This window comes from Pleomorphovibrio marinus (assembly GCF_003347495.1).
Lineage (GTDB): Bacteria > Bacteroidota > Bacteroidia > Cytophagales > Cyclobacteriaceae > Pleomorphovibrio > Pleomorphovibrio marinus.
The window spans coordinates 332,355-356,446 of the sequence record NZ_QCXY01000001.1; the positions used below are offsets into that span (position 1 = coordinate 332,355).

Consider the following 24,092-nt stretch of genomic DNA (forward strand, 5'->3'; position numbering starts at 1 on the left):
TTTTAGCGTAAAACAAAAATTGAAATCAAAATCATAACAATGAAAAAGTTAATGCTAGTTTGTGCATTAGGGATCTTGGTCACTTTTGCAGTCTCTGCACAGGAAAAATCTGCAGATAGCCCTGTTTTGGCTTTTAATGAATCCTCCAAAGATTTTGGGGATATCACTCAAGGCGAAAAAGTAGAGCATGTTTTTAAGTTTGAAAATAAGGGAAATTCCCCCTTGATTATCTCCAATGTGGCGGCTTCATGTGGCTGCACAGTTCCAAACTGGCCCAAGGATCCAGTTCCTCCCGGTGAAAAAGGAGAAATAAAGGTAACTTTTAATTCCTCCGGTAAAATGGGCAAGCAAAACAGTGTGGTAAGGATTTACTCCAATGCCTCTGAGCCCATTGAGAAAGTCTCCATGATTTCCAATGTACTGCCTAAGGGAGGCAAGTAATAAATTCACGACATTTCCACCTCTTTCTAAACAACTTATAGGGATTATAGGGAGAGGTGTTTATGTTGCCTTATTGCCATTGATGAAATCTCTTCTGCCCAAAGGCTATAAATGGAGGCATTGGGATGCAAGAGGTCAAGCGAGAGAAAATCTTCCCGGCCTCCTATTTCCCTGTATTGCGCAGTGATTTCTACATAATTAAAACCCCTTTTTGCTGAAACCATCCGGTTAATAGCATTAAAGCTATCAATTACTTTGGCATTTTCTTTTACGTTTATTCCCTTGGAGGCAGCATATGGCGTTACCCCCCAATCGGGAATGGAAAGCACATACACCCTTTTTGACTGCCCACCTGCCATTTCAAGACATTTTTCGGAAATTAAGCTAAACTCTCTTTCGTAGGTTTTTGGATCATCTCCCCTGTATTGGTTGTTTACCCCTAAGAGTAAGGTAATCAAGTCAAATGTTTCTCCATGAAACCAGGATTTTTCGGACATTGCCTGTATAAATTGTCCCGTGGTCCACCCCGTCTCCGCTACCCTATGTTCCATAGAAATGGGTATTCCCATTTTGTTGAGTTTACTTTCAAGTTGTTCCGGGAAGCCCTCTCCCTCAGTCACCCCCTCCCCTAATGTGTAGGAATCCCCAAGTGCAAGATATTTTAATCCCATTTTTTTGCTCTCCATAGATTTTTCCCTTTGTAAGCACCTAATCTAAGGCCTCTTTGAAAATAAATACCAATCCTGAGGATCCACCTTTGGTTCACTGGAACTTTCTATCAATTTTGGTTTCGCGGACAGGTCTACCTTCTCATTTCCCCTTTCAGTAACTATTTCCACCGGTAAGGAGAAATCAATATTTGGTAAACTCACCTCATATCCTCTTTTCCCCATTTTCTTAATCCTTACCTCAGGGAGTTCTGTTTCATATAAGTACCACTGAAAAAACCCTTGCAATGGGTATTCGGTATAGCCCTGAATAAAGCGGATAACTTCCTCCGTGTTGGCCTGGTTTTCGTAAATGAAAGGTGGATGGGAAGCCAATTCTTTCAGCATTCTGAAAAACACCTCCTCTCCAAGCAGGTGTCTTAAACTGTGCATGATGTAGGCACCCTTGTAATACACGTCTATGTGGTAAGCTTTATCGGCAGGGGTGGCAATCTTTCCTGCTACTGGTTTTTCGTTAAGAATATTCCTTTTTGTGTCCGCCACCTTTTCGTGATATGCCTCTATGCCTCCGTGGTGGTCGTAAAACAACCAATCCCCATAGGTGGTAATGCCCTCATGTATCCAAAAATCAGCCCAATCCCCCACTGACAGTTTGTTCCCAAACCATTCATGGCCAAGTTCATGATGGAGAAGCCAATCGTACCACACCTCACCCATCCTTACAAACTGGAAGTTGTTTCCGTATCCATTGATGGTCTGGTGTTCCATTCCCAAATAGGGGGTCTCTACTACCGCAACCTTATCTTCGGGAAAGGGATAAGAGCCAAAATAGTTTTCATGCGTCTTGATGCTGTTTTCTAAAACCGAAGCCAGTAGGGCAGCTTTATCCTGGTTTTCCCCCAAAACATACACCTGCAAGGAGACCTCCTCTCCTGAGGAAGAAAAGAATTCTTGCTCATGAAGAAAAAATTTGCCGATGGTGAAGTTGATGTTGTAATTCATGATAGGATAATCCGTAGACCAATGAAAGGTGGTATCCGTTTCAGAGGCCGAGGTATCGAGTAATTTCCCATTGGAAGCAACAGTATAGGGTTTAGGTACCGTGATTTTTATTTCTGCCCCATTTTCAGGTTTATTTGAGGGGTGGTCCAGACAAGGCATAAAAAGTTTTCCTCCTTCGTTTTGAGCACTAAGACCTACCCAGTGGTTCCCATTATCATCCTTTTCCCAAGTGAACCCTCCTACCCATGGGGGATTGGAGGCCACTGGAGTCTTGCCCTTGTAATAAATAGTGATTTTATCTGGAAAAGCCCCCTCCATCTCAATATCCAAATATTCGCCATCATGCTTAAAAGCGTACTCCCTTTGGTCAGCAACCACCTTTATAACCTCATAGGTATCTATTAATTGTAGTCTAAGTATTTCGACTTCTGCCAGTTTTTGCAAACTTAGGGTAGCAGACCCATCCAGTACCCCATTTTCTAGGTCTATTTTTAAATCCAGGGCATAATGGGTCACTTTAAATGTCGATTGAAGAGGATCCAAAGCACCCCCCCAGGTCCATTGTCTTTGCCATTGCGCATGGAGTTGAAAAGAAACAAGGGTAAAAAAAAGGATAATAAGAAAGGGGAGTTTTATTTTCATATGTTTATAATTGATTTTCAGCGGTCATATAGCCTGCCCCGGACTCGCTTCGGGGGAATCTCGCAACGCCCCGATAGCTATACCTTTAGATTTGTTAAATGTTAATAATCTAAGATTATTGTTATAGTTATCAACATTGAGGGGGGTCTGGGGGGAGACTCATAACTTGTGGATTACTGTGGGTAACCTTAAATTTAGGAACAGGAACGGGGTGAACTTATTGGCTATCTAGGATATCAAGCCCTATGTCCCGTATTAGTCCCCGTTCCAAGTTCCGGCTGCCAAGAGAACCAGTTAGAATATTAGGTTAGCAGACCTTCTAAAGGTTTTAGTTCCGGCAGCCATAATTTGTGAATATTTAACAGTAAAGTTATGAAATTTAGAGCATTTATCGGTATTGACGTAAGTAAATCCACCATCGATGTCTATTTGAGGAACGCCGGGAAGCATATGGTGTTTGCAAATGATCTGGAGGGGTTTGAGGCCATGGTCGAATGGCTTATGGATATTTTGGGACAGCTGACCCATGATGAGATGCTGTTGGGTCTAGAACACACTGGGCTTTACAGCGAGCTTTTGATAGGTTTCCTGAACGGCCAGAATTTTCCTTTTACGGTACTGCCCGGATTGGAGCTGAAAAAGTCGCTGGGGATCAGAAGAGGCAAATCAGACAAAGTTGACTCAAAGGACATTGCCGAATATATCTATGAGAAAAGAGAGAGGGTCAAGCTGTTTGAAATGCCATCCAAAAACCTGGAATCGATAAAAAAGCTCGCTTCTTACAGGGAACGTTTGGTGAAGGAAAGAACCGCATGCACAACCCGGCTTAAAGAATACCAAAATGTCCATGAAAGGGAGGATTTCGAGATATATGTCAATTCCCATACAAGGGTTATCAACTGCCTGGACGAAGAGATCAAAAAGATACAGGCTGAAATAGAACGCCTGATCAGGGACGACCTGGAATTATCAAGGCAATACCGGCTAATCCAGTCTATCAAGGGAGTAGGCCCCCAGACTGCCGCAATCATGATTGTTTTGACAAGGGGGTTTACTTCGTTTGAGAACTGGAGAAAGTTTGCAAGCTATGCAGGCATAGCCCCTTTTCCAAACCAGTCAGGCACGTACACCGGAAAGACAAAGACTAGCAAACTGGCAAATAAGCGTATCAAATCACTTTTGTCCATGTGTGCGGGCGTGGCCATACAGTACAATCCCGAGATCAAACGCTATTACGAAAGAAGAATCGAGGAAGGCAAAAACAAAATGAGTACAATGAACATCATAAGAAACAAACTCGTATCAAGGATCTTTGCGGTAATAGAAAGAGGTTCGCCTTATGTAGACACTATGAAATATGCCGCCTAAAAATCAAAAATTGTACTATTCCACTTGCTTTAATCTTAGAATACGGGGCATCCCAGTGTGTGACGTGCTCGTCATGTTCGATTTCAAAGATTAAACTTCTAATGTAAAGAAAGGTCAAGGGTATATTTTTGCTCCGTGAGCGGCACTCCAAAGTTAGTGGAGAATCTCTGTTCCTGAAGTTGAAACCCGGCTTTTTTATACATGGAAGCAGCTAAGCTTAAATGGTCTGTAGTCCACAAATAAACCTGTTGATAGTTCATATCCCTGGCCACAGCAAGCCAGCAATCCAAAAGGTGTTTTCCTAAACCTATCCCCCGACAATCAGAATCCACCACAAAGTACCTCAATTGGGCAACATTTGGAGTGCGATGAACAAGGGCAAGGAATCCGACTATTCTATTCCCCCATTCCGCCACCCAAACGCGATCTTTGCCTTTATCAAAACTTTTGAAAAATGCGGCCATGCTTTTAGCCACATAGCATTCGAATCCCAATCCAAACTTAAATTCCTCGCTGTATAATTTTCCATGCATCCCAATGACCGTACCCAAATCCCCGGGCTTCAATTTGTCTCGAATTTGAATGTCAGTTAGTTTAGGTAAAAAACTACACATAATTGGAAATTTAATAGGATCTCAAATATAATGAAATCGAGCATGACAAGAACGAAACACAGATGGATAATTATTCGTAGCGAGATTCTCCCGAAACTAGTTTCCCGATAGCTACAGGACGGGGCGGGCAAGGGCAGGCTATATGTCCTTTAAAAAGCAAATTATAAACACATGAATCTAGGTGACAACCAACATGTCCTTTTTTAAAGCAAAAAACCAACTAATGGAGGTTTCATCCTGTTTTAGTTGTAAGAAAATTAAAATCAATCTATCTTACTGTTTCAAATGCTCTACAAAGATAAACCACACATTTCGTTAATTTACAATAATATTTCAACCCTAACCATTCTATGGCAATGATAGACACCTATTTAAACCTTTCAAAAGAAGCATTCTACGTTTACAAGAAGACCAGCAATTCCGAAAAATCCGCATTTTTAGAGGAAGTTGCGCTCCAGATTGATGCAATCAGGGAGCAGCTTATCCCTACGGCATCTAAGGAATCTCATTTGCCGGAAGGACGAATCACGGGGGAACTTGGCCGAACCCTAGGCCAGATCAGGCTATTTGCGAAAGTGGTGAAAGAAGGTAGCTGGATAGAGGCTACCATTGATCATGCAGATCCGGAAAGGAGTCCCCTACCAAAACCGGACATTAGAAGAATGCTCCGGCCGCTTGGTCCAGTACTGGTATTTGGGGCAAGTAATTTCCCCTTGGCCTTTTCTACTGCGGGTGGGGATACCGTTTCGGCCCTAGCGGCAGGTTGTCCTGTACTTTATAAAGCGCACCCAGCACATCCTGAAACCTCCAGGATGGTTTCTGAAGCCATCAAGGTTGCTATTCGAAAGAGTAACCTGCCCAAAGGTGTTTTTCAGCATATAGAAGGTGGGGTAGATATTGGTCAAGAACTTGCCAGCCACCCAGGAATCCAAGCTATTGCTTTTACAGGTTCTTTTAAAGGTGGAAAGGCACTATTTGACACTGCTACACAGAGAGAAAACCCTATTCCTGTATATGCTGAGATGGGAAGTGTAAATCCTGTTTTTGCCTTTGAATCTAAATTAAGTTCAGAAATGAAGGCCTTAGCAGCAGCGTATGTGGGTTCATTGACCTTGGGAGTGGGCCAGTTTTGTACAAATCCCGGACTTATTTTTGTCCCTGAAAAGTTGGCTACAGAGTTTGCGGAAGCAGTTTTGGACAACCTCAAAGAGGTTAAGGCAGGCCCAATGCTCCATGAAGGTATAGGAAAAGCCTATTATGATATGTTGAAATCTATGGAAGGTGCAGAGGAAGTTCAGTGGATCAAGAAGGCTGAAGCAGAGGACATGCACCTTGGAAACCCAACTTTTGTCAGAATTCAAGGTTCAGATTGGCTGAAAGATGAAGCGTTTCAGGAGGAGATTTTTGGCCCCTACGGAATGATGGTGACCTACAAGAACTCCGGAGAACTAAAAGAAATTGTGACGGCTCTGAAAGGACAACTTACTTGCAGCATTTGGGCTGAGGATCTGGAAGTAGAAAACTCCATGGATTTGATCCGAGAGATCGAGGAGAAATGTGGAAGGATATTGTTCAAGGGTGTACCTACAGGAGTAGAGGTAGGGTTTGCCATGCAACACGGCGGGCCGTTCCCTTCCACCACTGATAGCCGGTCCACCTCAGTGGGTGTGCATGCGATAAAGCGGTTTGCCCGACCAGTAGCCTTTCAGGACATGCCAACTCAAGTTCTCCCTGCGGAACTTCAAGAGGAAAACCCCTTGGGTATCTGGAGAACCGTGGATGGGATCTGGCAAAAATAAGCTTGCCCAATCGAAACTTTAATCAGATGAAATCGAGCATGACGAGCAAGTCACACACCGGGATGATTATCGTTGCGAGATTCCATGTGACCTTAAAAAGACAAATATAAACACATGAAAGGAGTCCTTATTTCCTGTTTAGTTTTCTTAGGCTTTTGTTTTAATGCTTTCGCCCAAGAAGATGTATTTATTAGGGTCAATCAACTTGGTTATCTACCGGATGACCATAAAACGGGGTTGGTATTTAGCAAAAAACCATTTAGGGAGCGTATTGAACTTCTAGAGGTTTCCTCCGGAAAATCTGTAAAAACTTTAAAGCCCTTAAAAAGAGATACCCAAACCTGGGGAGTCTTTGACTATTATTATGAGCTCGACTTCACTGACATAGGTTCTGAGGGGACCTATAAACTGGTCGCTAAGAAATCAGGTTTGCAATCCACTGAATTTAAAATAGGTTCTGAGGTGTTTGGTAATCACCAGGAAACTCTGCTGGAGTTTATGCGACAGCAAAGGTGTGGGTACAATCCGACGCTGGACCTGGTATGCCATGCCAAGGATGGTCGAAATCACTATGGTCCTGTTCCCGACAGCACCTATTTTGACCTGAGCGGAGGATGGCATGATGCAGGAGACCAACTGCAATATTTGATCACCACAAGTTATGCCACCGCCCATATGCTTCTTGCCTATGAGTTGTATCCTGATCGTTTTGATGACAAGGTTAATGCACTTGGTCAAACCGGACCCAATGGCATCCCCGACATCTTGGATGAGGCCAAATGGGGATTGGACTGGATACATAAAATGCACCCTAGGGAAGACATTCTCTTCCACCAAATTGCAGATGACAGGGACCATAAAGGGTTTAAAGAACTTGACAATGACCCCTCTGACTACGGGTGGGGGCCTGACAGTTATAGAGCAGCCTATATATCCACAGGCGAACCCCAGGGGTTGGGTAAATATAAAAGTGAGGCAACAGGGGTTTCAAATTTGGCGGGAAGAAGTGCAGCGGCTATGGCCATCGCTGCCCGGATTTGGGAAGAACACCTCCAGGACCCTGGATATGCCCATCAATGCAAGGAAGCCGCAATCTCACTCTATGCACTGGGCAGGGAAAAAGAGGGGTTTCAGCAAGGCAATTCCTTTGGGGCACCATATAGGTATAATGAAGAGACCTATGCAGACGATATGGAATGGGGTGCTGCTGAACTTTATAAACTGACAGGGGAAGAAAAGTACCTTGAACAAGCCAAGGCTTATGCAGCCTTAAGCAGCAACGATGATTCATGGATGGTCAGAGACTCTGCAGCCCACTACCAACTCTATCCTTTTATCAATATAGGTCACTTTGCATTACATCAAGTGGCAGATGAAGACTTCAAAAAGAAACTTGAGAACTACTATTTAGAAGGGATTGAATACACCCTCAACCGGGCAAAAAGCAATCCTTTTCATATAGGAATACCATTTATCTGGTGCAGCAATAACCTGCTTACCAGCCTTATTGCCCAAATCATCCTTTATGAGAAAATGACGGGCGACATGCAATTCCAGCCCTATCTTGCTGCCCAAAGAGATTGGCTTTTTGGGAGGAATCCATGGGGCACTTCCATGTTTACTGGTATTCCTGATGGGGGAGAATACCCAGTAGAGGTACATACCAGCGTGTTTGTGGTATATGGACTGAAAGTTCCGGGAGGGTTGGTGGACGGGCCAATTTATAGAACCATACATGACAACTTGCTTGGTCTCACACTTCATCAGGAGGATAAATTTGCCCAAGTTCAAAATCACCACGTAGCCTACCACGATGACGTAGGGGATTATAGCACTAATGAACCTACTATGGACGGTACCGCCGGGGCAATACTGATGATGGCTCATTTTGGATTTCCCATAAAGTGATCCATGGATAAAACAGGAGAAAAACCCTAAATAATCTTCTACAATTTCCTATATTGTAGGTGATTGTTTCTTCTATTATGGAAATCCAGAAATTATTGCTTTACGGCTGTCTATTATTTGTAACGGTATTTTTCTTTTCATGTGGTAGTGAGGAAGGAATCCCTGATATGGAAGAGGAACTTTTCTTTTCTATTGACATAGAAGGAAAAAATTACACCTATAGATACCCTCTACCCGCTAATTACCTAGAGAAGGAAGGTGAAGGGTTTATAGAATCCATCCCCGACGATGTCTTCAACAATTTCTTCATATATAGCAACCGTTCCCAAGTCCTCATCATCGATGTGGCTACTAATTGCAGTATAGACCCAGGGCCTAATTCCTGTATTTTTCTCGCCTTAAGTTTTGGGAACGAACTGGGTAATCATGCTGAAGCCTTTATTCATGGTTTTGCCTTGGACTACTACTTTATTAATACATTAAGGGTTACGGATCCTGAGGCAAAGGTAAACCTTGAAGTAAATGTACTACGCTACCATCCAGAAAAAATGTTGATGGAAGGGGATTTTAGCGGTATGGTATTTACGGAATACCCTACCAACAGTGTACCGGAAACGGCAAATAGGACTGTAATCCATGGTGAATTTCGGGTAGGTATTCTCGCCAACCCTGACATGGAAGAAAGCCAATTACTAAACCAAAGGGAAGATTTCATTAAAAAAGAGCTAAGGTGAAACAATACAATTTCTAATGGGTTAAAATATATTATTAATGAAATAAGCAATAGAAAATGAACAGAACAAAGGTATTTGTACTTGGAGGCACTGGTTTTATTGGTTCTGCCCTTATGGATAAACTCTCTCAACAATTGGACAAGTATGAGGTTTGGGCTCTTATCCATAGAAATGTAAATTTTAGAAAGTTAGAGTGTTTCAATACGTTTACCGGAGATCTTCAGTCTTTTGACTTGTCCCTTTTGGACAAGTTTGAACCTGACCATATCGTACATATGGCTAGAATGAGTGGTAAAGGGGCTAAAGGAAGGGAAAAATCCGCCAAAAAAGGCGCCAAAGCCAATCAAAGACTTATTAAACATTTACTTTCCATGCAAAAAAAACCAGTGGTCCACTACGTGAGTGGTACCCTAGTCTATGGGGACTGCGGTGAAAAACTGGTGGATGAGGATTCCCCAATTAACCCTACAGGCTTTGCCAAGGAATATATTGAAGCGGAAAGGCCATGGATGGAATGTATTGAAAAATCCACTCTTCCCGTAAGTATGTTAAGGCCTCCCTGGATCATGGGTACAAATTCATGGTTTAAGACCTTTTTTCTAAATTACATGTGGAAGTTCAAGAAAGTACCTGTGTTAGGGGAAGGTGAAAACTGGATGACTATAATAGATGTGGTGGATTGCGCAGGAATGATCATACATGCTTTGGAAAATGGCAAACCTGGCAATTATTATAATTTGGGAATGCCAGATAATTACCTTAAGCATAAGGATTTTGCCACTAAAGTATCTGAAATATCCGGTTTACCCCTAGATCCTTTAAGCAAAGAGAAAATCATTGAAAAATTTGATGAAACTATCTACGAGGCATTTACCTTCTCCGTAAAATCCAGCTCTAAACACCGTGAATTTCTTGATTCCTATACCTTTGCATATCCAACTATAGAAAGTATGATCCAAAAAAACACAGCTTCATTGCAAAAATCCGTGGAAGTATAATGGTCATTGGAACCAATTTACATATCTTACCGCCACTCCCAATGTAATTTTAAATGCAATTGGGGAGTTTCGCTGTTTTCTTAAGTCATAAGATAGCCCAGCCTTCATAAACCTAAGAAGGAAAAGTTGAACCTTATTCAATTGTTTGTGGAATTGTAGCCCACTTAGTTTTTCGGTATATATGGCTAACAAATTCTGGTCTTCAAAAAGCCGTTGACCTAATTGTTTGTAGATAAAATGTAAAACCTTAAATGTGGCAAAGTATATCCCAAAACCAAACTTATCCAACTTATTGATGCCGAGCAGAAAATTCAAGTCAGCATTCAGAACTTTATAACAATCATTGATGTGTTTTAGTCCAACCGTATTCATGGTGGAAGCAGGGTTTATGTTCCTTTGGTAAATCTCTTTATCCAAAAACGCCACCTTCTCGGAATAATAAAAAGCCTGGAGATTAAAATGCCTGTCTTGCATAAAAAGTCCCTCCGGAAAAATCAATTTCTCCTTTTTCACCAATTCACTTTTCCATAGCTTGGCACAGGCCGACATACTTAACCTTCCAAAATACATCCAACTTATCACCTCATAACCAGCACGCTGTTGGCTTTCCCTTATGGGAGATATGGAATGCCTTTTTCCCTCTTCACTATAATTCCCAAAGCGAGCCACTACCCCATCTGCACCTGAACGCAGTGCGTGGTCATACATGGACTCACAATAATCCAAAAAAGGGAAATCGTCGCTGTCTACGAAAGTTAGGTAGTCCCCTTTGGCCAAACTTATTCCTTTGTTTCTGGCTATGGAAAGACCTCTATTGGTTTGATTTACCAAAGTGATCCTGTCATCCATTTCAACAAAACGCTCGGCTATTTGCTGTGAATCATCCGTGGAACCATCGTTTACCAAAATAATTTCTATATTGGAAAGAGTTTGTCCAACTATTCTCTCCAAACACTGAAAAAGGTATTTTTCTACATTGTAAATGGGTACGATAATCGAAACCTTGGGCCTACTTTCACCCTTCATTTTTTCTTTTTAAAAGTATACAAAGCATATTCCCCTAAACTCCAAAATGGCGTTCCATCGAGTGACTTATCAAAATCCCAAAGAAACTCACTCACTCTTTTACCCATTTTCTTCACCCATCTATGTCTATACCATGCAGGATACAAGATGGAATAGCCTTTCTTCTTTTCTATAGTAAAATGATTTTCAAATGCACCTTTTATTTCTCCAGGTGAAAGGCATTTACTCTCAAGTATTTTTGACCCGGAATAGCCGCCCCAAACTGTTTTAAATCTTTTGAAAGCTTTTTTAAAATCGACTTTAGCCAAATGGTAAAAAACTTCCATCAAATACCATTTATTAACAAATGTGAGGAGCATTGTTCCATTGTCAGCCAGCCTATCATTAAGGGCTGAGGCAATTTCTTCCAGATCCTCCACAGTATTTAGTGCTCCAAAAAAAACGTAGATATGATCAAATTTTACCCCAGGAAAAATTTTATCCAAATCCTCAGGAGTGCCTACTTTCACATTTACGTTATTCAACCCCAAGGACCTTGCTTTTGATTCTGTATGCTTATGCATGGCTGGGGAAATATCTAGCCCATAGATGTCTTTATCAGGGAAAATCTGAGCGAAATGGCATACATCTAAACCTGGGCCATAGCCGATTTCCAGAGCATTGTCAAATTCAAATTTTTTAACCTCTTCCCTAAAAGACTGCCTAATCCTTTGCAATACAGCATTATTCCAGTACCTCTCCTCAAAATCCCTTGCATCTTCGTCATAATAATCTGCAACTTTTTGATAATAGGTACTCTCATTCATAAGTTCTGTATTTTGAGGCATAAGTTTCAGATAGTTTAATTTGCTTAACATCAAATTTCGAAGATTTTAGGGATAAACTCAACGGGTCAGCAAAAAGTCGGGAAATTAATTCCTCATCCATATATCCCGGAAAATTCTCTTGGATAATCCTAGGGTATTTTTCTTGAATATAAATTTGATACCCTCCGTAGGATGATCCCTTTCTATTAACGTTGTATGATTTTGTGGGGTCAAATTTATTCATCATCTCCTGAAAGGGCTCCAAACTTCTAAGCTTCACACTCCTAAAAACTTTAATAAAGGAATACATCATTCGATTGATATAATTCGAAGATCTATTCATCTTTACTATTCCGTTTAACTTTCCAAATCCAGGAAAATAGCTTGATACCCAAGGATTTGAGGCGATAAATTTTTTATAGGTATCTTCTCCATAATAAGGTTTAAGATTGTAAAGCTCATTTGCTGTATAAAAGTTTTGATTATATATCCTTAAATCCGATTCATCATAAATATGATTCATGCATAAATAAACACCACCTTCTCTTTTTTTCTTCCGAGTAAAAAACCTGTAAAAAGTATCAAATAAATAAAAAAACCAAATACATTGGTTTCTAGTAATAATGAACAAATCCAAATCTGCCTTCTTTTCTTTCGTATCCACAGGATTTCCAGCAGCAATGGAACCTGAAATACCGATAAATTTCACTATTGGTAACTTTGAGATGGTTTTTAACATCTTGCTATTAGAAGAAATTAACTCCTCAACTCTCTCAAAATCCCGAGATTTAATTTTTATTTTTTGCGATAACCCTGGCAAACCAACATACCCACCTTCTCTAATAATAAGGCCATCCTCCTTCAGGCTTTCCAGAGCCTCTTCAAGCTCGGAAGGTTCATTAATTCCCAATTTTTCTGCCAGTGTTTGTTCGCTTAATACATCCCTGAAAATTCCTGCATAACCTATCAGAAAAACAATCCTCTTGGCAATAGGGACACCTAACCAAATGTTATTTTGAATATTATCCTTCAATTCCTCCTAACTTAGTGTGTTTTCTAAATCTAACAAAATACTATTTAACAAACAATTGATCAGCTTGTATTAAAAAAACAAACATGTTTACAGCAAAATTGTTTGCCAAGATCTTAGGAGTTTTAAAATTCAGGTTGATGGCCATGCATATTAAAAGGAATGTTTGTCAATGCAAGCAAAGTAAACTATTAGATAATAACCATTACCGCGGGAAGAAAAAACGTAGCCTCGAGTCTCCTGCGAAGCTTAATGGAGTCATGTGGCCTTTCCAAATAAGCTCTGAGGTGTATAATGAACATAATTAACAGAATTAGGGTAAACCTATGGTAGAAAGATGGAAGTATGAAGAATAGGGAAATTATGAATACCATCCCGACAACTGCAAGGATCCTCAAAAGCAGCTCTGTTTTTCCCACCCCTATTAGGGTTGGTGCCGAGGTGAAAAAGGCCGCTCTATCCGTATCCAAATCCAGCAAAGCCAAAAGAACCAAATTGAAGCAGGCCAATACCCAATACACTAAAGCAAAATAAAGCCAAATCAACCCCACGAATTCCAATTCCACTTGAGTTACCGGAACAAGTAAAATACCGACAACGTAAAATAAAGCTATTGAGACTTCCTTATAAAAAGGGACTTTGTTTAGTAGAAACACTCCAATGCTCCTTATGACCAACATTAATAGAGCCAAAGTAACCCCTGAATAAAATAACCCAGGACTCCCAATTCTATACCAAAACAGGTAAAGCCCCAACAAGACCGCTAATACAAGTAAGCTGCTTAAAAGCTTGAAATTCCGAAAGTGCAAGAGGTGTCTTTGGGTAAGTAATTTCCCTTTTGCAAAGCGGACATCCACCAGATGGTCCAAGGTGTAAATGGCCCAAACGGCAAGTGCCAATACTGCATAATACCAAAATCCAATGGAGACCTTCAGCAATTCCGAAAAAAAATACATCCCTGCACATGCGCCTAATACCGTATCTACAGATAGCAGATGAAGTTTATGGTATAGCTTTTTGAGAAAAACAATCATGCCTTCGAGGGTTGCTGATTTTAGCAACTTAAAATATTTGTCGTAATTTAGAAAGCTTAAAGTACTTCAACAATTTTCATCACACCCGATTATGCGAAAATTATTTATGGCAATTCTTATGCTTTTTGGTGGGGAAGGAATCTGCCAAGACGGAATCAAGGTAGCCTGTGTAGGCAATAGCATCACGCAAGGACCTGGGAGAAGCCATCCTGAAAGCTATCCCATGCAACTTCAGGAAATCCTTGGAGAAGAATACCTGGTAAAAAACTTTGGCGTAAGCGGCAGCACTCTTCTTAAATCAGGGGATAAGCCTTATTGGGAAGAACCTCAGTTTGAAATGTCAAAAAATTTTGATGCTGATATTCTGATTTTGAAACTTGGCACGAATGACACCAAACCCCAAAACTGGAAATTTCACGAGGACTTCAAAAAAGATTATATCGATTTGGTTGAAACCTTTAAAGCTTCTATGAAAGAAACCTCCCAACTTTACATTTGCTTCCCTGTCCCAATATTTCAAGACAATTGGGGGATTACTTCCTCCATTTTGGAGAATGAGATAATACCCATCCTTAAAGAGGTTGCTGAAATTACTGGTGTACTCACCATTGACTTGCACAAAGAAATGAGTGAGAAATCCTCCCTTTTCCCGGATGGCATTCATCCGGATAAAGAAGGTAATAGGGTAATGGCGGAGAAAATATCTTCTCATATTCTTAAAAAGCATCTGTAAAAAACACCTTAGCCATTCTTGTAATTTTTGGTTTGATTTTATCTTTGCAGGCTTGCAAAGTTCAAAATCAGTCAAATTCTTCTCAAATTGCTAAAATTCTTTCCCTAAATTTTTCTTGAATAATCTCTTGTACCGGCTTGCTTTCGATTTTACTTTCAAGCCACGATATGATGTCCAAATATAAAAACGCCCTTTTTTCGAAGGGGTGATTTTCATAGGGTTTAAGTTTTTCTCGAAGGTTGATAAAAGCACTCTTAAGCTCATAATCATATATTTTCCCCAATGACCTAACAAAGGCCATCATTTCTTTTTGAACCTGGTGGAGGTCATCCATTTTTACAAGAAACCTATACACGTTTCGGATTTGCTTTTCCAGGTCTTCATCTTGTCCCGCTTCGTAGCTTGCAATGAGTTTAAGGATATGCGCAAACACTTGTAAGTCTTCCGTGAGCCCGTCACCGGTTCTCCTTATTACCTCATCCAGGTAAACGATCGCCCGAAGATTATCTCCCCCCCCAAAATAAAGACATGCCACTTTATAATTCAGCACTGTTTGATGATGTGCATCCAATTTGTCTTTTAACTTCTTAAGCTCTTTTGAATAAGAAGGAATGATTTCTTCCACCCCTTTGGTAAACTCTCCTTTCAAAAAATACAGATTGATAGTGTTGGAATAATAATACAGAAAAGCAAGCACTCGGCAATTGTCATCCATAACGAAATCCCCAGTATCCAGACTTGTCCTAAACTCTTCAAGTACCTGCATGAAACGCTCATAATACCCTAGGTAAAAAAGGGTGTCCAGCAGGTAGTGGTAGGCTTTTAGGTAGTTTCCTGTAGCCACTTTCCGCATTTGGGGTTCTTCCACATACAAGTCAACCCACCTTTGGGCGGCTCTATAGCAAAGCGGAAAATCCTGGATAATATGGTAAAACCAAACTTGGGCTTGAAACAAATACATTTTCTCATAAAAAGACAGGTCCTTTATCCGATAGCTTGGCATATTTTCCTGAAAAAAAACCTCAATCAATTGACGGTCTTTTTCATCTTTGACATATCCCGTTTTTAAATACAATCCATACAGCTGCAAGGAAAGGTTACTAAAACGATTTTTTGTATGCACATGGCCTACTAGTTCCCTGGATTCTATGCTTAGGGTTTCTGCGCGGTTTCTCATGCTTCTTGTAATGTGCAGAGATTCTATCACCTTTTCCAATTCCACAATCCTAAGCATGATGGTGTCAAGGTAAAATTGTTTTGCGGTCTGTTTGGCTTTTTCCAATAATTTAAGGCTTTGTTTATACAACCCCTTATTATAAAGGATTCTAGCAAAATCTATTTGCTCATTAAGTTCAAGTTCCACATTTTTTTCTGTGTGCAAGAGCCTAAGGCTTACCAAGAGCTGTTTTTGCAAATGCTGCTTCATATTTCCCAACTGTTTTCGGGAAACAGGGGCCTTTTCCAGCAACTTCTTCTCGTCATACCATTGCATTTTATCCAACACCTCAAACAAGCGGATGAATTTGGCCTCTTGGTTAGCTTCTAGCCTATTCACAAAAAGTTTAAAATTCCGCTTTTCAGCAGATGACAAACTCCTGATCAATTCGAATAAATAATCTTTTTTACTTTCGGGCTTCATATTTTATAAATACACAAGATTTTGATTTTCAGTATTTTATTAAAATAATTACATCTTTAGGAATCGGATCATTAAAGATACTTTAATTTATCTTCCTAATTCAAGGTCTTACTTTAGAATGACTAAAACTATTGTATATATGGATACAGGACACGTTTTTATCTTTGACACTACTTTGAGAGACGGGGAGCAAGTCCCCGGATGCAAACTTAACACCCCCCAAAAAATTGAAATAGCCCAACAACTTGAAAAACTCGGTGTAGATGTTATAGAAGCAGGGTTCCCCATTTCCAGCCCCGGGGATTTTAAATCCGTGGTGGAAATTTCCAAACATGTGACCAATCCTGTGGTCTGCGGACTCTCCCGAGGGGTAAAAAAGGACATTGAGGTTGCCGCAGATGCCCTCAAGTATGCAAAAAGGGGACGAATCCACACTGGTATTGGAACCTCAGATCATCACATTAAATATAAGTTCAAAAGCAACAGGGAAAGGATTCTAGAATGGGGAGCTGAAGCCGTGACCCATGCAAAGAAATTTGTAGAAGATGTGGAATTCTACGCCGAAGATGCAGGTCGCACCGAAAATGAATACCTGGCCAGGGTATGCGAGGCGGTGATCAAAGCAGGAGCTACCGTGCTGAATATTCCCGACACCACTGGCTATTGCCTTCCTGATGAGTATGGGGCAAAAATAAAATATTTGGTGGACAACGTAAGAGGCATAGAAAATGTAACTATCTCTGCCCACTGCCACAACGACCTGGGATTGGCAACAGCAAACTCCATATCAGCAGTGATGAATGGGGCCCGACAAATAGAGTGTACCATCAATGGTATAGGGGAGCGCGCCGGCAACACCTCCTTGGAGGAAGTGGCCATGATTATCAAACAACACCCCAGGCTAAACCTTACCAACAACATCAACTCCAAATTATTGAACCCCATCAGCAGGCTAGTTGCTGAGAGGATGGGCATGTTGGTACAACCAAATAAAGCAATAGTGGGCTCCAATGCATTTGCACATAGCTCAGGCATACACCAGGACGGAGTAATCAAACATAGGGAAACCTATGAAATCATCGATCCCTTAGAAGTCGGTTTGGATGAATCATTGATTGTCCTTACGGCGAGAAGTGGTAGGGCTGCACTGGCATACAGAGCGCATAAAATTGGTTATACGCTCACTAAATTGGAACTGGACAGGGTTTACGAGGTTTTCCTTGACCATGCCGATGTCAAAAAAGAGATCTTTGATGAGGATTTACACGAGATCATCTCAGCAACTAGGCTAAGCAGCAAAGTAGAGGCATAAAATGACCATTTGTACTTAGAAAAGGCTTCCAGTTTCTCAGAAAAAAGAGACCTGGAGGCCTTTTGGTTTTGGGAGTTTGTGAAAAAACTTTGGTGGACAGTAACATTTTAAATAATTTTGGCACTCCAAACAAAATTAGGTGGGTGAAGAATGTGTAAGTTTGCGCATCCTTTTTAAAACAAAGCCTTAAACTTCTGCTACCAATAAGTAGAGACTTTAAGCTACAGATAAAATATCCAATGAAAAAAACAAGAGCGGTCATCACTGGAGTTCATGGTTGGGTACCGGATTATGTCCTTACCAACCAAGAACTGGAAACCTTAGTGGATACCAATGACGAATGGATTACCAGCAGAACAGGAATTAAAGAGAGGAGGATATTAAAGGGGGAGCATAAGGGAACCTCGGTAATAGGTACAGAAGCCGTAAAGGGCCTGTTAGAAAAAACCAACACCGACCCTAAGGATATTGACCTTATAATTTGTGCTACTGTAACCCCGGACATGTTTTTTCCCGCCACTGGCAATATCATCGCCTCCAATGTGGGTGCTGTGAACAGCTATAGCTTTGACATTTCTGCGGCTTGCTCGGGGTTTTTATATGGCCTCTCTATTGGCAGTCAATTTATAGAAACTGGAGCCCATAAAAAAGTAATCGTAATAGGCGCTGATAAAATGTCGGCCATCGTGAATTATGAGGACAGAACCACCTGCATTATTTTTGGGGATGGGGGAGGTGCTGTATTATTGGAACCTACCCAGGAGGACTTGGGGATCATGGATGCCATGCTCCATACCGATGGCAAAGGGGCCGACTTCCTGCACATGAAAGCTGGAGGTAGCCTAAGGCCTGCCAGCATGGAAACCTTGGCGAACAAAGAGCACTATATTTTTCAAGAGGGGTCTACGGTATTTAAATTTGCTGTGACCAATATGGCGGAAGTAAGTGCAAACGTGATGGCTAGAAATAATCTTAAAGGCGAGGACATCGCTTGGCTTGTGCCCCATCAAGCCAATAAACGCATCATAGATGCCACTGCCAACCGCATGGGTATAGGGTCTGACAAGGTGATGCTAAACATCGAAAAATACGGGAACACCACAGCGGGAACCCTGCCTTTATGCCTCTGGGATTACGAGTCTAAGCTCAAAAAAGGGGATAACCTGATCTTAGCTGCTTTTGGCGGGGGCTTTACCTGGGGTGCGATTTACCTAAAATGGGGATACGACACAAATGGATAATAACGCAAATATATATGGCTAGTACCGCAGACTTCAAAAATGGATTGTGCTTGGAGTTCAACCACGACATTGTCAGCATTGTGGAATTTCAACACGTAAAACCAGGAAAAGGCCCGGCTTTTGTAAGGACTAAGATGAAAAGCCTTACCACCGGGAAGGTTCTAGATAAGACCTTTAGTGCCGGTGAAAAAGTAACCACTGCAAGGGTGGAGAAAAGACCACATCAATTTATCTATGCAGATGATTTGGGGTTTCACTTCATGGATATGGAGACCTTTGAACAAATCCCCATAGAAGAAAAGCTAATAGAGCGGGCTAACCTTATGAAGGAAGGGCAAATGGTTGATATTTTGATACACGCAGAGACCGAAAGGCCGCTTGGCGTGGAACTACCCCCTTTTGTAGAGCTGATGATCACCTATACCGAGCCGGGTCTTCGCGGTGACACCGCCACGAATACATTAAAGCCGGCTACCCTAGAAACGGGAGCAGAAATAATGGTGCCACTATTTGTGGAACAGGATACCCTAATAAAAGTGGACACAAGAGACGGATCATATTCAGAAAGGGTGAAATAATTTAGTGAAAACAATCAGCTTTTGTTAAATTACATCCCCTTATAGTTATTCTGAGTCATTAAAATATGGCACCCCGACTGCCTTTTTCAAAAAAGAAATTTATGAAACCAAAAGAAATCCAAGAACTAATAGACTTCATCTCCCACTCAGGGCTAGCTGAAGTTAAAATTGAAACAGACGAGTTTAAGCTGTCCATAAAAAAAAGTGCTGATAATTCGGCACCTAAAAATGTAGACCAAGTAGCCGCTCCTGCACCACAGCCTGCTGCGCAACAAACACCCCCTGCCACCTCTCCCCCTCCAGCTACTGAAAACGAGCCCCAAAGTTCTGCCAAAGGCAAATTGGCAGAAATTAAATCCCCTATGATAGGTACCTTCTATCGCTCCTCTAACCCTGAAACGGATTCCTTTGTAAACGTTGGAGACACGGTGAAAGCAGGTCAAACAGTCTGCATAATAGAAGCCATGAAACTTTTCAATGAAATCGATTCTGAGGTATCGGGAAAAATTGTAAAAGTACTTGTGGAGAACGCCTCACCTGTAGAATATGACCAACCCTTGTTTTTAGTAGAAGTTGCTGATTGATTTTATTACCTAACCAAGCCCAAAAAGTAAAGTGTTTAACAAGATACTAATTGCCAACCGTGGAGAGATTGCCCTAAGAGTGATAAGAACCTGTAAGGAAATGGGGATCAAGACAGTGGCCGTCTATTCCACAGCAGATAAAGACAGCTTACATGTGAGATTTGCCGACGAGGCGGTATGTATTGGAGCCGCGCCTAGCCGGGATTCTTATCTGAACATCCCTAGGATAATAGCCGCTGCCGAGATCACCAACGCGGATGCTATACATCCTGGTTATGGTTTTCTTTCAGAAAATGCGGAATTTTCAAGAATTTGTGAGGAATACAACATCAAGTTTATAGGCGCAAGTCCGGAAATGATCAACAAGATGGGCGATAAGGCTACTGCAAAGGCAACTATGGAAGCAGCAGGAGTTCCTATTGTGCCTGGTTCTAAAGGCCTTCTAAAAGACATCAATGAAGGATTGAAAATCGCAGAAGATATAGGGTATCCTATAATTTTGAAAGCTACCGCAGGAGGTGGAGGAAAGGGAATGCGAATAGTCAAACAGCCTTCGGAATTCAAAAAGGGCTGGGATGATGCCCGCCAAGAATCCTCGGCTGCATTTGGCAATGACGGGCTCTACCTGGAAAAATTTGTTGAAGAGCCACGTCACATTGAGATACAAGTAATCGGGGACAGCCGGGGAAAGGCCTGTCATCTATCGGAAAGGGATTGTTCCATCCAAAGAAGGCATCAGAAACTGGTGGAAGAAACACCCTCCCCTTTTATCACCGATGAACTTAGAGACAACATGGGCAGGGCTGCTATTAAAGGAGCTGAGGCTATAGGTTACGAAGGAGCCGGAACCATAGAGTTTTTGGTGGACAAAGACAGAAATTTCTATTTCATGGAGATGAACACCAGAATTCAGGTGGAACACCCCATCACCGAAGAGGTGACAGACTTTGACTTAATCAAAGAGCAAATCAAAGTAGCGGCCGGAGAACCTATCAGTGGGAAAAACTACTATCCAAAGCTTTACGCCATGGAATGCAGGATCAATGCCGAAGATCCTTCCAATGGTTTCAGGCCTAGTCCCGGAAAAATCGTAAACCTACACCTGCCCGGCGGAAGAGGGGTAAGGATAGACAGTCACGTTTATGCTGGCTATGTCATACCCCCAAATTACGACTCTATGATTGCAAAGCTTATTGTGAGTGGGCAATCCAGGGAAGAAGTTATCGTAAGGATGAAAAGGGCACTAGAGGAATTTGTCATTGACGGAATAAAAACCACCATACCTTTCCATTTGGCCCTATTGGATAACGCTGCTTTCAGGGAAGGAAATTTCACCACCAAGTTTTTGGATACCTTTGATTTTTCGACCATTCATAAGAACTAAACGGAAAGGCACCCTTAGCGGTGCCTTTTTTTATTCCTCCTTAACGAACTGATTTTTAAGCTACACGTTATAATTGTAGGGAGAAAGGTAAACTTGGGCTTTTGAGAGCTTTGAAACCAGTCAACCTAAAGCCCCGTTAATCCCCACCAAAAGATATTACGGAAATTACCCCTTGATTATTCCTTAATATTTCCCCAAATTGTAATTTGATAGAATAGGAAAATTATTTAAATAATGATAAATCGCTTTCTTTACATATTCACGTTGTTGATTTTTCTTTATTCCTGTGGGGATAAAGAAGAATCCGGGGGAAGTATGGCCAATGTTGATCAAATTAGCTACAACTTTCACGTAAGGCCTATCCTTTCCGACAACTGTTTTGCATGTCATGGGCCAGACGCCAACAAACGGGAGGCCGGCCTTAGATTGGATACAGAAGAAGGTGCATACGCAGCATTGAAGGAAACTCCAAATGCCCACGCCATTGTACCCGGTGACCCTAAATCCTCGGAGGTTATTAAAAGACTGGAATCCACTGATGATTCGGAAAGAATGCCCCCTCCCTCCTCTAACTTAAAGCTTTCTGAAGGAGAAAAGGAGATCATCAAAAAATGGATTGCAAAAGGGGCCGAGTATGAACCCCATTGGGCATTTGTCCCTCCGAAAAAGTCCAAGCTTCCAAAGATCAAACACAAGGACTGGGCAAAAAATGAAATCGATCATTTTATTTCCGCTAAACTCTCTCAGGTTGGTCTCGCTCCCAACGAAGCAGCAGACAAAATGCATCTGCTCAAAAGGCTCAGCCTGGACCTTACAGGGCTTCCCCCCTCCTTGGATTTGATGAAATCCTATCAGGAAGATAAAGGGGAAGGGGCTACAAGCCGGGTCATTGATCAGCTCCTGGAAGACCCTGCCTTTGGAGAAAGAATGGCTGTATTATGGATGGACATAAGCAGGTATTCCGACTCCTATGGTTACCAGGATGACAATATCAGAACGCAATGGCCCTACAGAGATTGGGTCATTCACGCCTTCAATAATAATTTGACCTACGACAAATTCATTACCTGGCAATTGGCTGGGGACTTGCTGCCCAACCCCACAAAAGAACAAATTCTGGCCACTGCCTTTAACCGAAACCACAAGTACACGGAGGAAGGAGGCGTAATTGAGGAAGAATATAGGGTGGAGTATATCGTGGATAAGACCAATACATTCACCAAGTCCATTCTTGGATTGACCGTGGAATGTGCACAATGTCATGACCATAAATATGACCCCATATCTCAGGAAAACTATTTCCAGATGTATGCCTTTTTCAACAATACACCCGAAAAAGGCTATGAAGGCGACGTAAGTGTCTCCAAACCTGCCAAAACCCCAATCATGTGGATTGAAAGGGATGACCTTTCGGATGTGTTAAATTTCGTCAATCATCAAGACACCAGTAGGATAATGGTATCGGTGATGGAGGACTTTCAAGACACAGTAAGGCAGACCTATGTATTGGACAGGGGAGTTTATGATGCCCCAGCAAAAGAGGTATTTCCTGCCACACCCGCAACCATTTTTGAATTCGATGAAAATAATTATCCCAAAAACAGATTGGGCCTGGCCCAGTGGACCATGTCTCCTGAAAACCCCCTAACCGCTAGGGTTTTTGTAAACTTAATGTGGCAGGAACTTTTTGGAAAGGGTATCGTCCAATCTGCCGGTGACTACGGAATGCAGGGAGATTTGCCTTCACACCCTGAGCTATTGGACTGGCTTGCGGTTGACTTTATGGAAAGCGGCTGGGACATTAAAGGGCTGATAAAAAAGATGGTATCTTCCGCCGCCTACCAGCAATCGGCTAAGGTGAGCAAAAAGAAATTGTCCAAGGATCCAGATAACACCTATTTGTCCTGGTCACCTAGAATCAGACTAAACGCTGAACATATCCGGGATATGGTATTGGCCAGTAGTGACCTCTTAGTTAGGGAAATTGGCGGGCCTAGTGTCAAACCGTATCAACCAGAAGGTATGTGGGAAGCTTCCACTTCAGGAAGGGGAGAGCTGGCTATCTACAGGCAGGATAAAGGGGAAAAGCTGTATAGAAGGGGGTTGTACACTTTCATCAAACTTACCTCTCCACCGCCAAAGCCCATCATATTTGATGGCAGCAATAGAGACCTTTGCGAGGTGACCCGTAGCAGAACCAATACACCCCTACAGGCTTTGGCAATGCTAAATGACCCATTGGTTCTGGAAGCCTCCCGTGTATTGGCAACTAAACTTACCAAAGCGCATGGGACTGAAATAGGTCACGCCATAGAGGAAGCATTTGCTAGGATAATATGCCGGGCGCCGAAAGAAGAAGAATTTGAACTCCTCAAAGGGTATTTCCAAGAGGAGCTGGAACGATTTAAGGCCAATCCAGAGGAAATCATCAAAACCGTACAGGTGGGGGAGACGCCTTTAGAGGATGAGATGAAACAGCCTGAAACTGCTGCCCTTATGCAAGTGGTGGTGGCCTTATACAATTTAGAAGAAGCAATAACAAGAACCTGAT

Annotated in this window: 21 protein-coding genes; 13 read left to right on the top strand and 8 right to left on the bottom strand. The window is 41.8% G+C overall.

The features are described 5' to 3' along the window. Positions 1–39: 39 nt before the first annotated feature. Positions 40–441 carry a DUF1573 domain-containing protein gene (locus tag DB520_RS01475; RefSeq protein WP_114747891.1) on the top strand — a complete coding sequence of 134 codons (402 nt, stop codon included), beginning with the start codon at positions 40–42 and terminating at the stop codon, positions 439–441. A gap of 44 nt (positions 442–485) precedes the next feature. On the opposite strand, the gene DB520_RS01480 is transcribed toward DB520_RS01475, so the two are convergent. Both DB520_RS01480 and DB520_RS01485 read right to left on the bottom strand, forming a co-directional pair. After that, positions 486–1,127: an SGNH/GDSL hydrolase family protein gene (locus DB520_RS01480; protein ID WP_114747892.1), complete on the bottom strand. Its 642-nt coding sequence runs from the start codon at positions 1,125–1,127 to the stop codon at positions 486–488. Positions 1,128–1,154: 27 nt separating this feature from the next. Beyond that, on the bottom strand, positions 1,155–2,753 hold the full coding sequence (locus DB520_RS01485; RefSeq protein ID WP_114747893.1) for a M1 family metallopeptidase: 1,599 nt from the start codon (positions 2,751–2,753) through the stop codon (positions 1,155–1,157). Positions 2,754–3,125: 372 nt separating this feature from the next. Between DB520_RS01485 and DB520_RS01490 the strand changes: the two genes are divergently transcribed. Then, positions 3,126–4,121 carry a transposase gene (locus tag DB520_RS01490; RefSeq protein WP_114747894.1) on the top strand — a complete coding sequence of 332 codons (996 nt, stop codon included), beginning with the start codon at positions 3,126–3,128 and terminating at the stop codon, positions 4,119–4,121. Between the two features lie 98 nt (positions 4,122–4,219). Here the strand turns inward: DB520_RS01490 and DB520_RS01495 are convergent, their stop codons facing one another. Further along, positions 4,220–4,735 carry a GNAT family N-acetyltransferase gene (locus tag DB520_RS01495; RefSeq protein ID WP_114747895.1) on the bottom strand — a complete coding sequence of 172 codons (516 nt, stop codon included), beginning with the start codon at positions 4,733–4,735 and terminating at the stop codon, positions 4,220–4,222. A gap of 350 nt (positions 4,736–5,085) precedes the next feature. Between DB520_RS01495 and DB520_RS01500 the strand changes: the two genes are divergently transcribed. The 4 genes from DB520_RS01500 to DB520_RS01515 all read left to right on the top strand — a co-directional run bounded on the left by DB520_RS01500 (position 5,086) and on the right by DB520_RS01515 (position 10,174). Beyond that, positions 5,086–6,534, top strand: coding sequence for an aldehyde dehydrogenase (NADP(+)) (locus DB520_RS01500; protein ID WP_114747896.1), 1,449 nt, complete (start codon positions 5,086–5,088; stop codon positions 6,532–6,534). 114 nt (positions 6,535–6,648) lie between these two features. Further along, positions 6,649–8,442: a glycoside hydrolase family 9 protein gene (locus DB520_RS01505; protein WP_114747897.1), complete on the top strand. Its 1,794-nt coding sequence runs from the start codon at positions 6,649–6,651 to the stop codon at positions 8,440–8,442. A gap of 77 nt (positions 8,443–8,519) precedes the next feature. Beyond that, positions 8,520–9,176, top strand: a complete 657-nt coding sequence (locus DB520_RS01510; protein WP_114747898.1) for a hypothetical protein — start codon at positions 8,520–8,522, stop codon at positions 9,174–9,176. Positions 9,177–9,232: 56 nt separating this feature from the next. After that, complete coding sequence (locus tag DB520_RS01515; RefSeq protein WP_114747899.1) at positions 9,233–10,174, top strand: NAD-dependent epimerase/dehydratase family protein; 942 nt, start codon at positions 9,233–9,235, stop codon at positions 10,172–10,174. 3 nt (positions 10,175–10,177) lie between these two features. Here the strand turns inward: DB520_RS01515 and DB520_RS01520 are convergent, their stop codons facing one another. From DB520_RS01520 to DB520_RS01535, 4 genes are all read right to left on the bottom strand, one after another. Next, positions 10,178–11,200, bottom strand: a complete 1,023-nt coding sequence (locus DB520_RS01520) for a glycosyltransferase family 2 protein (protein WP_114747900.1) — start codon at positions 11,198–11,200, stop codon at positions 10,178–10,180. After that, a complete protein-coding gene (locus tag DB520_RS01525; RefSeq protein ID WP_157971894.1) occupies positions 11,197–12,027 on the bottom strand; it encodes a class I SAM-dependent methyltransferase in 831 nt (276 codons plus the stop codon). Before DB520_RS01525 ends, DB520_RS01520 begins: the two co-directional genes overlap by 4 nt. Next, on the bottom strand, positions 11,999–13,039 hold the full coding sequence (locus tag DB520_RS01530) for a hypothetical protein (RefSeq protein ID WP_114747902.1): 1,041 nt from the start codon (positions 13,037–13,039) through the stop codon (positions 11,999–12,001). Before DB520_RS01530 ends, DB520_RS01525 begins: the two co-directional genes overlap by 29 nt. A 188-nt stretch (positions 13,040–13,227) precedes the next feature. Beyond that, a complete protein-coding gene (locus DB520_RS01535; protein ID WP_114747903.1) occupies positions 13,228–14,070 on the bottom strand; it encodes a hypothetical protein in 843 nt (280 codons plus the stop codon). A gap of 91 nt (positions 14,071–14,161) precedes the next feature. Here DB520_RS01535 and DB520_RS01540 point away from each other — a divergent pair, with 91 nt between their 5' ends. Next, the gene (locus tag DB520_RS01540) at positions 14,162–14,803 is read left to right on the top strand and encodes a GDSL-type esterase/lipase family protein (protein WP_114747904.1); all 642 of its coding nucleotides are present in this window, start codon (positions 14,162–14,164) and stop codon (positions 14,801–14,803) included. Between the two features lie 82 nt (positions 14,804–14,885). On the opposite strand, the gene DB520_RS01545 is transcribed toward DB520_RS01540, so the two are convergent. Beyond that, positions 14,886–16,442, bottom strand: coding sequence for a hypothetical protein (locus DB520_RS01545; protein WP_114747905.1), 1,557 nt, complete (start codon positions 16,440–16,442; stop codon positions 14,886–14,888). Positions 16,443–16,581: 139 nt separating this feature from the next. Between DB520_RS01545 and DB520_RS01550 the strand changes: the two genes are divergently transcribed. From DB520_RS01550 to DB520_RS01575, 6 genes are all read left to right on the top strand, one after another. Further along, entirely contained in the window at positions 16,582–17,754 is a 1,173-nt protein-coding gene (locus DB520_RS01550; RefSeq protein WP_114747906.1) for a 2-isopropylmalate synthase, read from the top strand. A gap of 239 nt (positions 17,755–17,993) precedes the next feature. Beyond that, positions 17,994–18,995, top strand: coding sequence for a beta-ketoacyl-ACP synthase III (locus DB520_RS01555; RefSeq protein ID WP_114747907.1), 1,002 nt, complete (start codon positions 17,994–17,996; stop codon positions 18,993–18,995). 14 nt (positions 18,996–19,009) lie between these two features. Next, positions 19,010–19,573, top strand: a complete 564-nt coding sequence (gene efp / locus DB520_RS01560; RefSeq protein WP_114748728.1) for an elongation factor P — start codon at positions 19,010–19,012, stop codon at positions 19,571–19,573. A 101-nt stretch (positions 19,574–19,674) separates the two neighbouring features. Then, positions 19,675–20,157 carry an acetyl-CoA carboxylase biotin carboxyl carrier protein gene (gene accB / locus DB520_RS01565; RefSeq protein WP_114748729.1) on the top strand — a complete coding sequence of 161 codons (483 nt, stop codon included), beginning with the start codon at positions 19,675–19,677 and terminating at the stop codon, positions 20,155–20,157. 31 nt (positions 20,158–20,188) lie between these two features. Continuing rightward, positions 20,189–21,541, top strand: a complete 1,353-nt coding sequence (accC, locus tag DB520_RS01570) for an acetyl-CoA carboxylase biotin carboxylase subunit (protein ID WP_114747908.1) — start codon at positions 20,189–20,191, stop codon at positions 21,539–21,541. Between the two features lie 234 nt (positions 21,542–21,775). Beyond that, positions 21,776–24,091 carry a PSD1 and planctomycete cytochrome C domain-containing protein gene (locus tag DB520_RS01575; protein WP_114747909.1) on the top strand — a complete coding sequence of 772 codons (2,316 nt, stop codon included), beginning with the start codon at positions 21,776–21,778 and terminating at the stop codon, positions 24,089–24,091. The last annotated feature ends 1 nt before the right edge of the window (position 24,092 follow it).

Bases quoted from the DNA above. Each gene is read 5' to 3' on its own strand.
- efp (WP_114748728.1), top strand. From the start codon at position 19,010: ATGGCTAGTACCGCAGACTTCAAAAATGGATTGTGCTTGGAGTTCAAC.
- DB520_RS01575 (WP_114747909.1), top strand. From the start codon at position 21,776: ATGATAAATCGCTTTCTTTACATATTCACGTTGTTGATTTTTCTTTAT.
- DB520_RS01495 (WP_114747895.1), bottom strand. From the start codon at position 4,735: ATGTGTAGTTTTTTACCTAAACTAACTGACATTCAAATTCGAGACAAA.
- DB520_RS01535 (WP_114747903.1), bottom strand. From the start codon at position 14,070: ATGATTGTTTTTCTCAAAAAGCTATACCATAAACTTCATCTGCTATCT.
- DB520_RS01475 (WP_114747891.1), top strand. From the start codon at position 40: ATGAAAAAGTTAATGCTAGTTTGTGCATTAGGGATCTTGGTCACTTTT.
- DB520_RS01505 (WP_114747897.1), top strand. From the start codon at position 6,649: ATGAAAGGAGTCCTTATTTCCTGTTTAGTTTTCTTAGGCTTTTGTTTT.
- DB520_RS01550 (WP_114747906.1), top strand. From the start codon at position 16,582: ATGGATACAGGACACGTTTTTATCTTTGACACTACTTTGAGAGACGGG.
- DB520_RS01525 (WP_157971894.1), bottom strand. From the start codon at position 12,027: ATGCCTCAAAATACAGAACTTATGAATGAGAGTACCTATTATCAAAAA.
- DB520_RS01540 (WP_114747904.1), top strand. From the start codon at position 14,162: ATGCGAAAATTATTTATGGCAATTCTTATGCTTTTTGGTGGGGAAGGA.
- accB (WP_114748729.1), top strand. From the start codon at position 19,675: ATGAAACCAAAAGAAATCCAAGAACTAATAGACTTCATCTCCCACTCA.
- DB520_RS01485 (WP_114747893.1), bottom strand. From the start codon at position 2,753: ATGAAAATAAAACTCCCCTTTCTTATTATCCTTTTTTTTACCCTTGTT.
- DB520_RS01490 (WP_114747894.1), top strand. From the start codon at position 3,126: ATGAAATTTAGAGCATTTATCGGTATTGACGTAAGTAAATCCACCATC.
- DB520_RS01510 (WP_114747898.1), top strand. From the start codon at position 8,520: ATGGAAATCCAGAAATTATTGCTTTACGGCTGTCTATTATTTGTAACG.
- DB520_RS01500 (WP_114747896.1), top strand. From the start codon at position 5,086: ATGGCAATGATAGACACCTATTTAAACCTTTCAAAAGAAGCATTCTAC.
- DB520_RS01480 (WP_114747892.1), bottom strand. From the start codon at position 1,127: ATGGAGAGCAAAAAAATGGGATTAAAATATCTTGCACTTGGGGATTCC.
- DB520_RS01555 (WP_114747907.1), top strand. From the start codon at position 17,994: ATGAAAAAAACAAGAGCGGTCATCACTGGAGTTCATGGTTGGGTACCG.
- DB520_RS01515 (WP_114747899.1), top strand. From the start codon at position 9,233: ATGAACAGAACAAAGGTATTTGTACTTGGAGGCACTGGTTTTATTGGT.
- DB520_RS01520 (WP_114747900.1), bottom strand. From the start codon at position 11,200: ATGAAGGGTGAAAGTAGGCCCAAGGTTTCGATTATCGTACCCATTTAC.
- DB520_RS01545 (WP_114747905.1), bottom strand. From the start codon at position 16,442: ATGAAGCCCGAAAGTAAAAAAGATTATTTATTCGAATTGATCAGGAGT.